Raw genomic sequence first — 12894 nt, forward strand, 5'->3', positions numbered from 1 at the left:
GCAGGAGGTTGAAGGGGTCCGGCGGGCGTGGGCCCAGGGAGTCCGGCGGTTGTGGGCCCAGGGAGTCCGGCGGGCGTCGGCCGAGCGAGTCCGGCGGGCGTCAGCTCGTGCGGCCCTTGCCGTCGAACTGCTTCATTCGATCCAGGACCGAGTCGGCGGTCGGCTCGTACACCTCGTCGACGATCCGTCCGTCCGCGAGGAAGACGACCCGGTCCGCGTAGGCCGCCGCCACCGGGTCGTGGGTCACCATCACCACGGTCTGCCCCAACTCCCGTACGGAGTTGCGCAGGAAGCCCAGCACCTCCGCGCCCGAGCGCGAGTCCAGGTTTCCGGTCGGCTCGTCGCCGAAGATGATGTCGGGCCGGGAGGCGAGGGCGCGGGCGACGGCGACGCGCTGCTGCTGGCCGCCGGAGAGCTGGGAGGGGCGGTGGGTGAGCCGGTCGGCGAGGCCGATCATCTTGATGACCGTGTCCAGCCACTCCTTGTCGGCCTTACGGCCCGCGATGTCCATCGGGAGGGTGATGTTCTCCAGGGCCGTCAGGGTCGGCAGCAGGTTGAACGCCTGGAAGATGAAGCCGATCTTGTCCCGGCGGAGCTTGGTGAGCTGCTTGTCCTTCAGGGAGCCCAACTCGGTCTCGCCGATGCGTACGGAGCCGCTGCTGAAGGTGTCGAGGCCGGCCACGCAGTGCATCAGCGTGGACTTGCCGGACCCGGAGGGTCCCATGATCGCGGTGAACTCGGCCTGGCGGAAGTCGACGGTGACCCGGTCCAGGGCGACCACCTGGGTCTCGCCCTGTCCGTAGACCTTCGACAGTTCCGTGGCACGGGCTGCCACGGCGGTGGTGCGGCCGGCGAGGGGAGTGGTGGTCACGGGAGGGTGCTCCTGTCGGGACGACGACGTTTCTGGGGACGTGTCCCATCGTCGGACGCGCATCGCGCGATGTAGTCAGCCGCTGTTCTGGTTCCGGGGGCAGCCTGCGGTCGGACCGGGAGCGGTCGTGTCATACCTGGGGATGACGGCGCTCCCCTGAGCGGTCTCCGGGTACGGGATCCGGGCGCCCACGGCGCGGACTTCGTGGAGTGCGCTCGTTCGGACGGTGAAATTCCGTCATTCCGTATACGCCGCCCCGGACCGTCAGAAAGGCTATTGGCAAGTGCGGATGGCCCGTACCGAGGGCTGATGCACCCTCAGACGTCAATAAAATAAGACAACATCGGGCCGCCCGCCCGCTGTTGGGCGGATGCGTCCCGATAGGCTCGGAACCTCGATGCGGAGCCCATGGCCTGCCCGGATGGTGGAATGCAGACACGGCGAGCTTAAACCTCGCTGCCCCTCGCGGGCGTACCGGTTCAAGTCCGGTTCCGGGCACTTCCGACCTCTCACCTCGGCTGCGGCCTGCCTGGAGGAGTTCGCCACCGACCGTTGACAGCAAGCGCGTGCGGTCGGAGACTCCTTTCAGGAAATGGTGAAGTAATTTTCACCAGGCGAACATCAAACAGAGGAACGCGAAGGGGCGTGCCGATGCGTACCACCGTCGGGATCATCGGGGCCGGGCCGGCCGGGTTGCTGCTGGCGCGGTTGCTGCACAATGCGGGGATCGAGTCCGTGGTGCTGGAGAGCCGGGACCGTGCGTATGTGGAGCAGCGGCAGCGGGCCGGGATTCTGGAGCAGGGAACCGTGGATGTGCTGCGGGCCGCCGGTGCCGGTGAGCGGATGGACCGGGAAGGGCTGCGGCACGACGGGATAGAGCTGCGCTTCGCGGGCCGGAGGCATCGCGTCGACTTTCCCGCGCTCACCGGCGGGCGCTCCGTGATGGTGTACGCCCAGACCGAGGTGTGCAAGGACCTGATCGCCCTTCAGCTCAAGGAGGGCGGGCCCCTGCTCTTCGGCGCCGAGGCGCTCGCCGTGGAGGACGCCGAGAGCGACCGGCCGCGGATCCGCTACACGTACGAAGGGCGCGAGGACGTGCTCGAGTGCGACTACGTCGTCGGGTGCGACGGGTTCTGGGGGGTCGCCCGGAAGGCCGTGCCGGCCGAGCTCTCCCGCGTCTTCGAGCGGACGTACCCCTTCGGCTGGCTCGGCATCCTCGCCGATGTCCCTCCCTCGCACGACGAGCTGGTCTACGCCCGCCACGACCGCGGTTTCGCCCTGCTCAGCATGCGCTCGCCCGCGGTCTCCCGCCTCTACCTCCAGGTGCCCCAGGGCACCGACGCCCAGGCGTGGAGCGACGAGGAGATCTGGGACGAGCTGGAGCGGCGCTTCGAGACGGACGACGACTGGCGGCTCCAGCGGGGGCCCATCACCGCCAAGTCCGTCACCCCGATGCGGAGTTACGTCCACGAGCCCATGCGGCACGGGCGGGTCTTCCTCGCCGGTGACGCCGCCCACATCGTGCCGCCGACGGGAGCGAAGGGGCTCAACCTCGCCGTCGGCGACGTCGTCACCTTCGCGCGGGCCCTCTCGTACGAGAAGGAGAGCGGTTCCGGTGAGCTGCTCGACGCCTACTCCGAGACCTGTCTGCGCCGCGTCTGGCAGGCCGAACGGTTCTCGTACGACATGACGACCCTGCTGCACCGCGACCCCGGCGCGACCCCCTTCGAGGACCGCGTCCAGGTGGCCCGCCTGGAGCGGATGGCGAGCTCACGGGCGGCCGAGACCGACCTCGCGGAGGGCTACACGGGCTTTCCCCTGGACTGAACCGGGCTAAGCGTCACCTAAGTGCCCTGTCACGGCTTCGTACCAGTGCTCGCAGGGCATAAGTCACCCGCGTACCGTGGCACCACAAGGGAAAGATCCTCCCCAGGCAGTAGGGTCGATCCTTTGCCTACCTATTACTCTTGAGCCAAGGCCACGCAGGGTGGCCATGGAGGAGTGAAATGAGGAGCAGTAACCCGGTCTTCTCGCGACGGGGGTTCAGCCGCGACAACGGCTACGCGGGCTTCAACGCGGCGCCGCAGGCCGGGGGACCCGCTGTCGGCGCCCAGGGCAACCCGTACGCCCAGGGCAACCCGTACGCCCAGCAGGGCGGCAACCCCTACGCGCAGAACCCGTACGCACAGCAGGACCTGCAGTACGGCGCTCCGCCGCAGGCCCCGGTTACCACCACCGGCCGTATGACGATGGACGACGTCGTCATGCGCTCGGCCATGACGCTCGGCACCGTCGTCGTCGGCGCCATCCTGGCCTGGGCGCTGCTGCCCGTGTCGTCCACCAGCTACGGCCTGGCCGTCGGCTCCGCCCTCGTCGCCTTCGTGCTGGCGATGGTGCAGTCCTTCAAGCGCACCGCCTCGCCCGCGCTGATCCTTGGTTACGCCGCCTTCGAGGGCGTCTTCCTCGGCGTCATCAGCGAGATGTACAACACCGTCTGGAACGGCGCGCCCTTCCAGGCAGTGCTCGGCACCATGGCCGTCTCCGGCGCGACCCTGCTGGTCTACAAGGCGGGCTGGATCCGTGTGACCGCGCGGTACGCGCGCATCGGCATGACCATCGCCATCGCCTTCATCCTGGTCATGGCGGTCAACCTGCTGCTGGTCGTCTTCGGTGTCGCCGAGGACGGCGGACTGCGCAGCATGGGCCCGCTCGGCGCGGTCGTCGGCATCCTGGCGATCCTCATCGGCGCGTTCTTCCTCACCCTCGACTTCAAGCAGATCGAGGACGGCATCGCCTACGGCGCTCCCCGCGAGGAGGCCTGGCTGGCCGCGTTCGGCCTGACCATGACCCTCGTGTGGATCTACGTCGAGATGCTGCGCCTGGTCGCCATCTTCAGCGGCGACGACTAGGACGACGACCGAACAGGCCGGTCACGGCGGTAGTACGTGACTGAAGGGCCCGCGAACCTCGGTTCGCGGGCCCTTCGTCGTCATCGGATGCCTGTCGTCTTGGTGGTGCGCGCTCAGAGCAGTTTGCGCGCGGCCCTCCTCAGGTCGTACTCGTGAATGATCGCTTTGGCATGGCCGTACGCGAGGTTGTGCTCGGCGCGGAGCCAGCTGACCTTCTCCTCGAAGCGGAAGAGAGCGGGGCCTTCGTCGACGGTGCGAAGCCAGTCGGAGACTTCACGACCGGTGCAGTGAGGGATGCGGGCGAGCATGTTGCGATGGGTCTCCTCGGAGAAGACTTGGGACATCGGCGCCTCCGGACGCAATGGGGATGTAAGCCGGTCCTTCACGCCACCGTGCCTGAGGGTTGGGTTGTTGGCAACAGTCCTGCTGCGGCGCGTACGCTCGCCGCGTGCTTGATACGACGCCTTTGACCCGTGCCGTGGATCATTTCGCCGACCGGTTGCGGGCCGCGCCGCAGAGTCGGCTGCAGCGGGGGGCTGCCGCGGAAGCGCTGGCGCTGGCCAGGGAGTTGGCGCGGCGGGCGCAACTTTTGGAGGACCCCTCGGGCGAGCCCCGCGAGATGCCCGACGCGGGCATGTTCGCGGCGGCGGATCAGATCACGGTCGCCGCGCACGATTTGGCGGTCGTACTGAATGACGAGGGGGAGCTGGCGGAGGCGGTGGCCTTGGTGGCGGAGGCACAGAAACGCGCAGGGGTCTGATCGACTCCGGTGGGGGCGCTCCGCTGGGTGGTGCCGGGAAACCGCGGGGCGGTTGGTTGACTGCGGCTTGTCTGTGGCTGGTCGCGCCCACGCGGCGGAGCCGCATGATGTCAGAGCGTCGCGCCCCGTACGGGGCGCCCCAGCGACGCCCTTCTACGGGGCGCCTCCTGGGGGCGCCCTTACAGCGACGCTATGACGCGGTCCGCCAGGATGTAGATGTTCTGGTCGCCGTAGGCGAACGTCAGGGCGTACGCGCCCGAGACGCCGGAGCCGCCGAGGAGGACCGGGGTCTCGCCGGCGCGCAGGGCCGCGGCCAGCTGCTCCGCGGTCTTGCGGTGACCCGGCGTCATGCACAGGGTCGTACCGTCGGCGAAGACGTAGACGTCGAGGGTGCCGAGCGGGCCGGGGCGGACGTCGGCCAGCTCCGTGCGGGACTCGGCGAGTTCCTCCAGGCAGGCCACCGTGCGTTCGTGGTCGTTCACGACGGGTGACTGGACCGGGACGAAGTCCGGGTGCGAGGGGTGGCGGCGGCGGGCCGCGGCGAGTTCGGGGGAGTCCCCGGCGAACTCCTCGGCGTCCAGGCCGGCCTCGACCGCCGGCTCCAGGGGCTCCAGGCCCACGAAGTCCGAATGGCGCGGCAGGAACAGTTCGCTGTCGGGCAGGCCGAGCAGCGTGGGCGCGTCCGAGGCGTCACGCGCCTCCTGTGCGGCCCAGAACGCCCGGGCCTCGGCGAGCTCCCGCTCCCGCTCCTCGGCGAGCGCCTCGGCGACGGCAGCGCGTATCTCGTCCGTGTCGGCGGCCGTGCGGGCCGCGGGCACGAGGCCGCGAGCGGCACTGGCGCGGCTCTCGGCCAGTTCGCTGTGCAGGGCCGTGACCTGCCGGCGCAGCCCCTGCAGGGTGCGCAGAACGGCGACGCCCACGGCCGCGGTCGCGGCGGTGGTGAGCAGCAAAGCAATTGGCATGGCGCTCACTGACGTACTCCCGGTTCCAAAGTCGACCCCCCGACTTCCTACATCAGCTTGAAGGGCGGACCGTCCGGCTGTCAGTGCGTAACGTCACGAAAAGGACAGGACCTTGGCCCTGATGTTTAGTCTCGCAACGGCTCTGACCTGCGCAAATCCCTATCTGGAGGGAGATAGGTCACATCTTGGGGGGGATTGGATCACAAATCGGCCCGGAGTCCCAGTGATGACTGGGCTCCGGGCCGATTCGGTCACGCTGTGCTCAACAGCGGTCACCCGTAAGGGATTGGCCGAGGCGCTGGGATCAGCTGAGGCGCTCGATGACCATCGCCATGCCCTGGCCGCCGCCGACGCACATCGTCTCCAGGCCGAACTGCTTGTCGTGGAACTGGAGGCTGTTGATGAGCGTGCCGGTGATGCGGGCGCCGGTCATGCCGAAGGGGTGGCCGACGGCGATGGCGCCGCCGTTCACGTTCAGCTTGTCCAGCGGGATGTTCAGGTCGCGGTAGCTCGGGATCACCTGGGCGGCGAACGCCTCGTTGATCTCGAACAGGTCGATGTCGTCGACGGTGAGGCCGGCGCGCTGCAGCGCCTGCTTGCTGGCCTCCACCGGGCCGAGGCCCATGATCTCCGGGGAGAGGCCGGTGACGCCGGTGGACACGATCCGGGCGAGCGGGGTGAGGCCGAGCTCGCGGGCCTTGGTGTCGCTCATGATGACGAGCGCGGCGGCGCCGTCGTTGAGGGGGCAGCAGTTGGCGGCCGTGACGAGGCCGTCGGGGCGGAAGACGGGCTTGAGGCCCTGCACGCCCTCGAGCGTCACGCCCGCACGCGGGCCGTCGTCCTTGGAGACGACCGTGCCGTCGGGGGTCGTGATCGGGGTGATCTCCCGCTCCCAGAAGCCGTTCTTGATGGCTTCCTCGGCGAGGTTCTGTGAGCGGACGCCGAACTCGTCCATGTCCTGGCGGGTGACGCCCTTCAGGCGGGCCAGGTTCTCGGCGGTCTGGCCCATCGCGATGTACGCGTCCGGGACCAGGCCGTCCTCGCGCGGGTCGTGCCAGGTCGAGCCCTCCGTCTGCGCGACGGCGGCGGTGCGGGCCTCCGCCTCGGCGAAGAGCGGGTTGTGGGTGTCGGGGAGCCCGTCGGAGGTTCCCTTGACGGACCGCGACACCATCTCGACACCCGCCGAGATGAAGACGTCGCCCTCGCCCGCCTTGATGGCGTGCAGGGCCATGCGGGAGGTCTGGAGGGAGGAGGAACAGTAACGGGTGATGGTGCAGCCCGGGAGGTGGTCCATTCCCATCTGTACGGCCACGATGCGGCCGAGGTTGTGGCCCTGCTCGCCGCCGGGGAGGCCGCAGCCGAGCATCAGGTCGTCGATGTCCTTCGGGTCCAGCTCGGGGACCTTGGCGAGGGCGGCCTCGATGATCGTGGCGGTCAGGTCGTCGGGGCGCACGTCCTTCAGGGAGCCCTTGAAGGCGCGGCCGATCGGGGAGCGGGCGGCTGAGACGATCACGGCTTCGGGCATCACGGCTCCATGGCGTACGGGGATTGGCTGGGCTGTTGGGGAAGTTACCCGCACGTACCCGCGAGGTCACCGCTATCGGTGTGTGACTCCGGCCGCACTTTTCTAAGCGCTTGCTTTTCTCTGGTGGGGGCGCCGTTTGCGGGCGGGGGCGCGGGTAGAGGGTTTTCGCCCCCTCCGCCCCTACCCGTCCCGTTCCTTGGGGGCTCCGCCCCCAAACCCCCGCCAGGGGGGCTCTGCCTCCTGGACCCCCGTCGGCCTTGACGGCCTCGTCCTCAAACGCCGGACGGGCTAAAGATTTCTAGCGCCGGCCCGGGGGAAATCTTTCAGCCCGTCCGGCGTTTGAGGACGAGCGCGTCAGCGCGATACGGGGGGTCTGGGGGCTGAGCCCTCAGGTACGGGACGGGTAGGGGCGGAGGGGGCGAAAGAAACCCCACCGTTACGGGGACGGTGCCGGGGCCGGGTCGGTGGCCGGGAGCCGGCGGCGCCGGCGGCGTTTGAGGAGGGCCCAGGGGCCGCGAGGGCCGGTGGGCATGGCGGCGGTGACCTCGGTGCCGGGCTCCGAGGCCGCCTCCGCCGCCGCACGGGCGACCGGCAGGAAGCCCTCGTGCCGGGAGACATCCGGGCGCTCTTCCTCGGCCGGCCACAGGCCCAGCGCCGCGCACACCGTCGGAAGCACCGCCATCGCCGCGGTCGCGTACCCCTCCGCCGAGGGGTGGTAGTTGTCGGGCCCGAACAGCTCCCGCGGGTTCGCCTCGAACTCAGGGCCGAGGAGGTCGCCCAGCGACACCGTACGGCCCCCCTGCTCGACCGTACCGATCGTCTGCGCGGCGGCCAGTTGCCGCGACGCCCGCCGGGCCAGCCACCGCAGCGGCTGCTGCACCTGCTCCACCGTCCCCAGGTCGGGGCAGGTCCCGACCACGACCTCCGCACCGGCGGTACGCAGCCGCCGCACCGCCGCCGACAGATGACGCACCGACCGCGTCGGCGGCATCCGGTGCGTCACATCGTTCGCGCCGATCATGATCACGCAGATGTCGGGCACCCGGGAGGTGTCCGCGAGGGCGAGCGCCACCTGGCGGTCCAGGTCGTCCGACTGGGCCCCGGGCAGCGCCACGTTGCACAGCTCCACCGGCCGCTCGGCCACCGCCGCGAGCCCGGAGGCCAGCAGCGCGCCCGGCGTCTGGCGGGCCCGGTGCACGCCCTGGCCCGCGGCCGTGGAGTCGCCGAGCATCGTCAGGCGGAGGGGCGGATCGTCAGGACCGGTGTACGCGTACCCGTAGAGGCCGTCCGCGCGCGGCGCGTGACTGTGTCCATTGCCCACGTGGCGTTTCGCCAGCTGTACCTCGGCCAGAACCAGTCCGACGGTGGCCGCCCCGACCAGGCCGATCCCACCGCCGCCGTAGGCCGCGCCCGCCGCGATACGCCGGGCCACCCTCGCCCTCGACAAGCTCGACATCCGTCGCCGCCACCTCCTCGTAGCCGTACAACCACTGCTTGCCCCGTGGAGCAGGTCGGCCAATCTCAACGGCGCGTGAACGGTCCCCCAGGGCCGTAGGCTGACGGGACCATTCCTTTTGAAACGCAGCTCCGGAGACAACGGTGCAATTCCACGACTCGATGATCAGTCTCGTCGGCAACACCCCGCTGGTGAGGCTCAACAACGTGACCGCGGGCATCCAGGCGACCGTCCTGGCGAAGGTTGAGTACTTCAACCCCGGCGGGTCCGTGAAGGACCGTATCGCCCTGCGCATGATCGAGGCCGCGGAGGAGAGCGGCGCCCTCAAGCCGGGCGGCACGATCGTCGAACCCACCAGTGGGAACACCGGCGTTGGCCTCGCGATCGTCGCTCAGCAGAAGGGGTACAAGTGCATCTTCGTGTGCCCCGACAAGGTGAGCACGGACAAGATCAACGTGCTGCGGGCGTACGGCGCCGAGGTCGTCGTCTGCCCCACCGCCGTTGACCCCGAGCACCCCGACTCGTACTACAACGTCTCCGACCGGCTCGTGCGCGAGACGCCCGGCGCGTGGAAGCCCGACCAGTACTCCAACCCGAACAACCCCCTCTCGCACTATCACTCCACCGGCCCCGAGCTGTGGGAGCAGACGGAGGGGAAGATCACCCACTTCGTGGCGGGCGTGGGGACCGGCGGGACCATCTCGGGCACCGGGCGGTATCTGAAGGACGTCAGTGACGGTCGCGTCCAGGTGATCGGCGCCGACCCGGAGGGGTCCGTGTACTCGGGCGGTTCCGGGCGGCCGTATCTCGTCGAGGGCGTCGGCGAGGACTTCTGGCCCACCGCGTACGACCGGACCGTCGCCGACGAGATCGTCGCCGTGTCCGACAAGGACTCCTTCCAGATGACGCGGCGGCTCGCGAAGGAAGAGGGGCTGCTCGTCGGCGGTTCGTGCGGCATGGCCGTCGTGGCCGCGCTGCGGGTGGCCGAGCGGCTCGGACCGGACGACGTCGTGGTGGTCCTCCTTCCCGACAGCGGGCGCGGCTACCTCAGCAAGATCTTCAACGACGAGTGGATGGCCGACTACGGCTTCCTCGAGGACTCCGGCCCGAGCGCCCGCGTCGCCGACGTACTCAACGACAAGGCGCCCGGCGCCATCCCCTCCCTCGTCCACATGCACCCGGACGAGACCGTCGGCCAGGCCATCGAGGTGCTGCGCGAGTACGGCGTCTCGCAGATGCCGATCGTCAAGCCGGGCGCCGGACACCCGGACGTGATGGCCGCCGAGGTCGTCGGGTCCGTCGTCGAACGCGAGCTGCTCGACGCGCTGTTCACGAAGAGGGCCTCCCTGGAGGACCCGCTGGAGAAGCACATGTCGGCGCCGCTGCCGCAGGTCGGCTCCGGCGAGCCGGTCGGCGACCTGATGTCCGTGCTCGGCAGCGCCGACGCCGCGATCGTCCTCGTCGAGGGCAAGCCCACCGGAGTCGTCAGTCGCCAGGACCTGCTGTCCTTCCTGGCCAAGGGCGGCGCCAAGCAGTAGCGAGCAGTAGCGAGCAGTAGGCCGTGGCGGCCGCGCGGGAGGAACGTGGCGGCCGAGCTGGGGGGATCCGGGCGGGAGCCGTAAGAATTTTTCCGAAGTTCCCCTCCGAAGAGGGATCTTCCGGCTGTTTCGGCAGGGAACTTCGCGGAAGTGGTACGAGCGCGTCACGTCCGCGCAGCACCCGCTTAACACGGGTCCGGCACATTAGTGGGTGTCGGCAGGGCGGGAGCGGCTCCCCGCCCCGGCCGACACCGAAAACGGCGCCAAGGACCTCCGGAGCGGCTCCCGGACCTCCATGGACGCCACGGACGCGCAAGCCCGGCCCTGACCCGGCCCGCGTCCCTCGCGGGGACCGCCGTCGTCCCGCCCCCCGGTAACGGGGGTGCGGCGGTCCCCGCGCACCATGCGAGATGGGCCCGGCACTTGTCACAAGTGCCGGGCCCCTCTTTGCGTCTGAACCGGCGCCGCTCTCGCGGACCTGGTTGCTCGGCCCCCTTTGCGCCTAAACCGGCGCCGCTCTCGCGGACCTGGTTGCTCGCCGTCGTGGTTCCTCAATTAGTGGTTTCGGCGTTCGTCGCTTCAACAACCGGGGGGTTACTCGTCCCAGTCCGAGGCCGGTGACTTGTCCTTGCGGCGGCCGAAGAGATTCGGGGACAGGCGCGCGGCCTGGACCACGTTGACCCCCACGATGCCGCCCCAGGCGACCAGCAGGCCCGGCAGGTTCGCGACACCGCCGCCGATCGCGGACAGCGGGACCGCGAGGACGAGCGAGACGATCCCGAAGCCGAAGCGCTCGCCCCAGGAGTCGGACGACCCGGGTGAGCGCGCGCCGCGGGCCACCACCATCTGCTGTTCGGCGAGCTGGCGCCGCACCCGGCGGTCGACCGCGCCGTCGAGGCGCTGCTCGACCTTCTCCAGGAACGAGTCGACCAGCGCGGACTCGTACTCGTCGCCCAGCTCCTTGCGTGCGTGCAGGGTGGCGTCGAGTTCTTTCTTCAGTTCGGCGTCGCCGGGGGCTTCCATACTGGTCATGGTGCTCACGTTAGGGAGCCGAGGCCCCCGAGGCACTGGGGATAGCCCCCCTGTTGGGGCTGGGCTGCGCCCCCGTGGGAAGCACCCCGAGTGACTCCAGCACCCTGCGGTGACCCCGTTCCAGCCCCGTGATGCGGACCTCGATGCCCCGGCCCCGCAGATCGCCCACCGCGTCCTTCAGCGCCAGCGCGCCCGTCGCGTCGACCGCCGTCAGCCCCGACATCCGCAGGTCGACCGCCGACACCCCGTGCACTTCCGTGAGGCTGCGCCGGAACCGGTGGGCCGCGGCGAAGAGCAGGGGCCCGTCGAAGCGGTACGTGACGTCCGCGCACCCCGGCCCCTCGTCGGCCGCGGCGGGTGTGAGCCGGCTGCCCCGTACCGCCGAACGCAGGGCGAGCAGTACGGAGACCGTGAGGCCGATCAGCACCGCCCGCACCAGGTCGAGCGCGAGCGTCGCGCACGCGGTGAGCGCCAGCACGAGGGCGTCCCCGCGTGTCGCCCGTGCCATGGCCCGTACGGCGTCTGTCTCCACCATTCGTACGGCCGTGGCGAGCAGCACGCCCGCCAGCGCGGCCAGCGGGATCCGCGCCACCAGCGGGGCCGCCGCCGCGACGATCCCGGCGAGGATCACGGCGTGGGTGAGCGCCGCGAGGCGGGAGGCCGCGCCGGTACGGACGTTCACCGCCGTACGCGCGATCGCGCCCGTCGCCGGTACGCCGCCGAACAGCGGGGCCGCGAGGTTGGCGATGCCCTGGCCGAAGAGTTCCTTGCCTGGGTCGTGGCGCTCACCCGGGCGCATGCCGTCCGCCACGGAGGCGGAGAGCAGGGACTCCAGGGCGGCCAGGGCCGCGACCGCGGCGGCCGGGGCGAGGAGGGACGGCACGCGGGACACGTCGAGGAAGGCGAGGGAGGGGGCGGGGAGGGACGCGGGCAGGCTGCCGATCCGGGCGACGTGCAGCCCGAGCCCCTCCGCGACGAGGGTCGCGGCGACCACGGCGACGAGGGAGAAGGGCACTCCGGGCCGCCGGCGGGCTCCCGCCAGCATCACGGCCGCCGCCCCCAGCGACAGCGCGAGCGCCGCCCACTGCGGGCTCCGCCCGAACTCCTCCGCCGCCCGCGCCGCCACCGCCGCGACCTGGTCACCGCCCGGCACGGGCACCCCCAGCGCCGACGGCACCTGCTGCAACGCGATCACACACGCGATCCCGACGGTGAACCCGGCGATCACGGGGGCGGGCACGTACGCCATCGCGGCCCCCGCCCGCGCGAACGCGAGCGCCACCAGCATCACCCCGGCGATCAGCCCCACGGTCAGCACCCCGTCGGCCCCGTGCTCATGCACGATCGGCACCAGCACGACCGTCATCGCCCCCGTGGGCCCGCTGACCTGTCTCGCCGACCCCCCGAACAGCGCGGCGAGGGCACCCGCGACGATCGCGGTCGCGAGCCCCGACGCGGCTCCGAGTCCGGAGGTGACCCCGAACCCGAGAGCCAGGGGGAGGGCGACCACGGCGACCGTGAGCCCGCAGAGAAGATCGCGCCGGGGCGCCCGGCTCATGGAGCGAAAGTCGGCGGGGGCGGGCAGGACGGAGAGGACCCGGGTGAGGGCGGGGGAGTGCTTCATGGGGGTACGTGGCTTCTTCGCGTGGGGGGTGGGTGAGTAAGGGGGCGACGGCTGTGGCTACCGATGTGGCATGCACTGCCGCTCCGGCTACAGCTGTGGGCGTACCGCTGCGCCCACAGCTGTGGGCGCGAACGCAGCGGCTGCTACCGCTGTGGTGATCGCCGTGGTTACCGCTGTGGGCAGTCGTTCCGCAGCGCGATGGGGGTGTGGGCACAGC

At 70.6% G+C, this 12894-nt stretch carries 11 protein-coding genes and 1 tRNA gene; 5 read left to right on the forward strand and 7 right to left on the reverse strand.

Annotated elements, in window-relative coordinates:
- Positions 1 to 100: 100 nt before the first annotated feature.
- Entirely contained in the window at positions 101 to 871 is a 771-nt protein-coding gene (locus tag ACFY0T_RS30290; protein ID WP_388877324.1) for an ABC transporter ATP-binding protein, read from the reverse strand.
- Positions 872 to 1286: 415 nt separating this feature from the next.
- Here ACFY0T_RS30290 and ACFY0T_RS30295 point away from each other — a divergent pair.
- The 3 genes from ACFY0T_RS30295 (at position 1287) to ACFY0T_RS30305 (ending at position 3780) form a co-directional block, all read left to right on the forward strand.
- Positions 1287 to 1369 (forward strand) — tRNA-Leu (locus tag ACFY0T_RS30295).
- 153 nt (positions 1370 to 1522) lie between these two features.
- Positions 1523 to 2698 (forward strand): 4-hydroxybenzoate 3-monooxygenase, encoded by a 1176-nt coding sequence (locus ACFY0T_RS30300; RefSeq protein ID WP_388877327.1) that lies wholly within the window; start codon positions 1523 to 1525, stop codon positions 2696 to 2698.
- A 179-nt stretch (positions 2699 to 2877) separates the two neighbouring features.
- Positions 2878 to 3780 carry a Bax inhibitor-1/YccA family protein gene (locus ACFY0T_RS30305; protein WP_388877330.1) on the forward strand — a complete coding sequence of 301 codons (903 nt, stop codon included), beginning with the start codon at positions 2878 to 2880 and terminating at the stop codon, positions 3778 to 3780.
- 113 nt (positions 3781 to 3893) lie between these two features.
- On the opposite strand, the gene ACFY0T_RS30310 is transcribed toward ACFY0T_RS30305, so the two are convergent.
- The gene (locus ACFY0T_RS30310; protein ID WP_033323288.1) at positions 3894 to 4124 is read right to left on the reverse strand and encodes a DUF4287 domain-containing protein; all 231 of its coding nucleotides are present in this window, start codon (positions 4122 to 4124) and stop codon (positions 3894 to 3896) included.
- A 104-nt stretch (positions 4125 to 4228) separates the two neighbouring features.
- Here ACFY0T_RS30310 and ACFY0T_RS30315 point away from each other — a divergent pair, with 104 nt between their 5' ends.
- Positions 4229 to 4540: a hypothetical protein gene (locus tag ACFY0T_RS30315; protein WP_388877334.1), complete on the forward strand. Its 312-nt coding sequence runs from the start codon at positions 4229 to 4231 to the stop codon at positions 4538 to 4540.
- A 179-nt stretch (positions 4541 to 4719) separates the two neighbouring features.
- Here ACFY0T_RS30315 and ACFY0T_RS30320 read toward each other — a convergent pair whose 3' ends face one another.
- The 3 genes from ACFY0T_RS30320 to ACFY0T_RS30330 all read right to left on the reverse strand — a co-directional run bounded on the left by ACFY0T_RS30320 (position 4720) and on the right by ACFY0T_RS30330 (position 8483).
- Complete coding sequence (locus ACFY0T_RS30320; protein WP_388877559.1) at positions 4720 to 5502, reverse strand: hypothetical protein; 783 nt, start codon at positions 5500 to 5502, stop codon at positions 4720 to 4722.
- 304 nt (positions 5503 to 5806) lie between these two features.
- The gene (locus ACFY0T_RS30325; RefSeq protein ID WP_388877337.1) at positions 5807 to 7027 is read right to left on the reverse strand and encodes an acetyl-CoA C-acetyltransferase; all 1221 of its coding nucleotides are present in this window, start codon (positions 7025 to 7027) and stop codon (positions 5807 to 5809) included.
- Positions 7028 to 7463: 436 nt separating this feature from the next.
- On the reverse strand, positions 7464 to 8483 hold the full coding sequence (locus ACFY0T_RS30330) for an SGNH/GDSL hydrolase family protein (protein ID WP_388877340.1): 1020 nt from the start codon (positions 8481 to 8483) through the stop codon (positions 7464 to 7466).
- Between the two features lie 143 nt (positions 8484 to 8626).
- Here ACFY0T_RS30330 and ACFY0T_RS30335 point away from each other — a divergent pair, with 143 nt between their 5' ends.
- A complete protein-coding gene (locus ACFY0T_RS30335) occupies positions 8627 to 10021 on the forward strand; it encodes a cystathionine beta-synthase (protein ID WP_388877343.1) in 1395 nt (464 codons plus the stop codon).
- Between the two features lie 594 nt (positions 10022 to 10615).
- On the opposite strand, the gene ACFY0T_RS30340 is transcribed toward ACFY0T_RS30335, so the two are convergent.
- Both ACFY0T_RS30340 and ACFY0T_RS30345 read right to left on the reverse strand, forming a co-directional pair.
- Positions 10616 to 11053, reverse strand: a complete 438-nt coding sequence (locus tag ACFY0T_RS30340; protein WP_388877346.1) for a hypothetical protein — start codon at positions 11051 to 11053, stop codon at positions 10616 to 10618.
- 10 nt (positions 11054 to 11063) lie between these two features.
- Positions 11064 to 12677, reverse strand: a complete 1614-nt coding sequence (locus tag ACFY0T_RS30345) for a SulP family inorganic anion transporter (RefSeq protein WP_388877348.1) — start codon at positions 12675 to 12677, stop codon at positions 11064 to 11066.
- Positions 12678 to 12894 lie beyond the last annotated feature (217 nt).

It is taken from the genome of Streptomyces sp. NPDC001530 (assembly GCF_042894545.1).
Taxonomy (GTDB): Bacteria; Actinomycetota; Actinomycetes; order Streptomycetales; family Streptomycetaceae; genus Streptomyces.

Coding starts and splice junctions, on each gene's coding strand:
- ACFY0T_RS30300 (WP_388877327.1), top strand. CDS start 1,523: ATGCGTACCACCGTCGGGATCATCGGGGCCGGGCCGGCCGGGTTGCTG.
- ACFY0T_RS30305 (WP_388877330.1), top strand. CDS start 2,878: ATGAGGAGCAGTAACCCGGTCTTCTCGCGACGGGGGTTCAGCCGCGAC.
- ACFY0T_RS30310 (WP_033323288.1), bottom strand. CDS start 4,124: ATGTCCCAAGTCTTCTCCGAGGAGACCCATCGCAACATGCTCGCCCGC.
- ACFY0T_RS30320 (WP_388877559.1), bottom strand. CDS start 5,502: ATGCCAATTGCTTTGCTGCTCACCACCGCCGCGACCGCGGCCGTGGGC.
- ACFY0T_RS30325 (WP_388877337.1), bottom strand. CDS start 7,027: ATGCCCGAAGCCGTGATCGTCTCAGCCGCCCGCTCCCCGATCGGCCGC.
- ACFY0T_RS30330 (WP_388877340.1), bottom strand. CDS start 8,483: ATGTCGAGCTTGTCGAGGGCGAGGGTGGCCCGGCGTATCGCGGCGGGC.
- ACFY0T_RS30340 (WP_388877346.1), bottom strand. CDS start 11,053: ATGACCAGTATGGAAGCCCCCGGCGACGCCGAACTGAAGAAAGAACTC.
- ACFY0T_RS30345 (WP_388877348.1), bottom strand. CDS start 12,677: ATGAAGCACTCCCCCGCCCTCACCCGGGTCCTCTCCGTCCTGCCCGCC.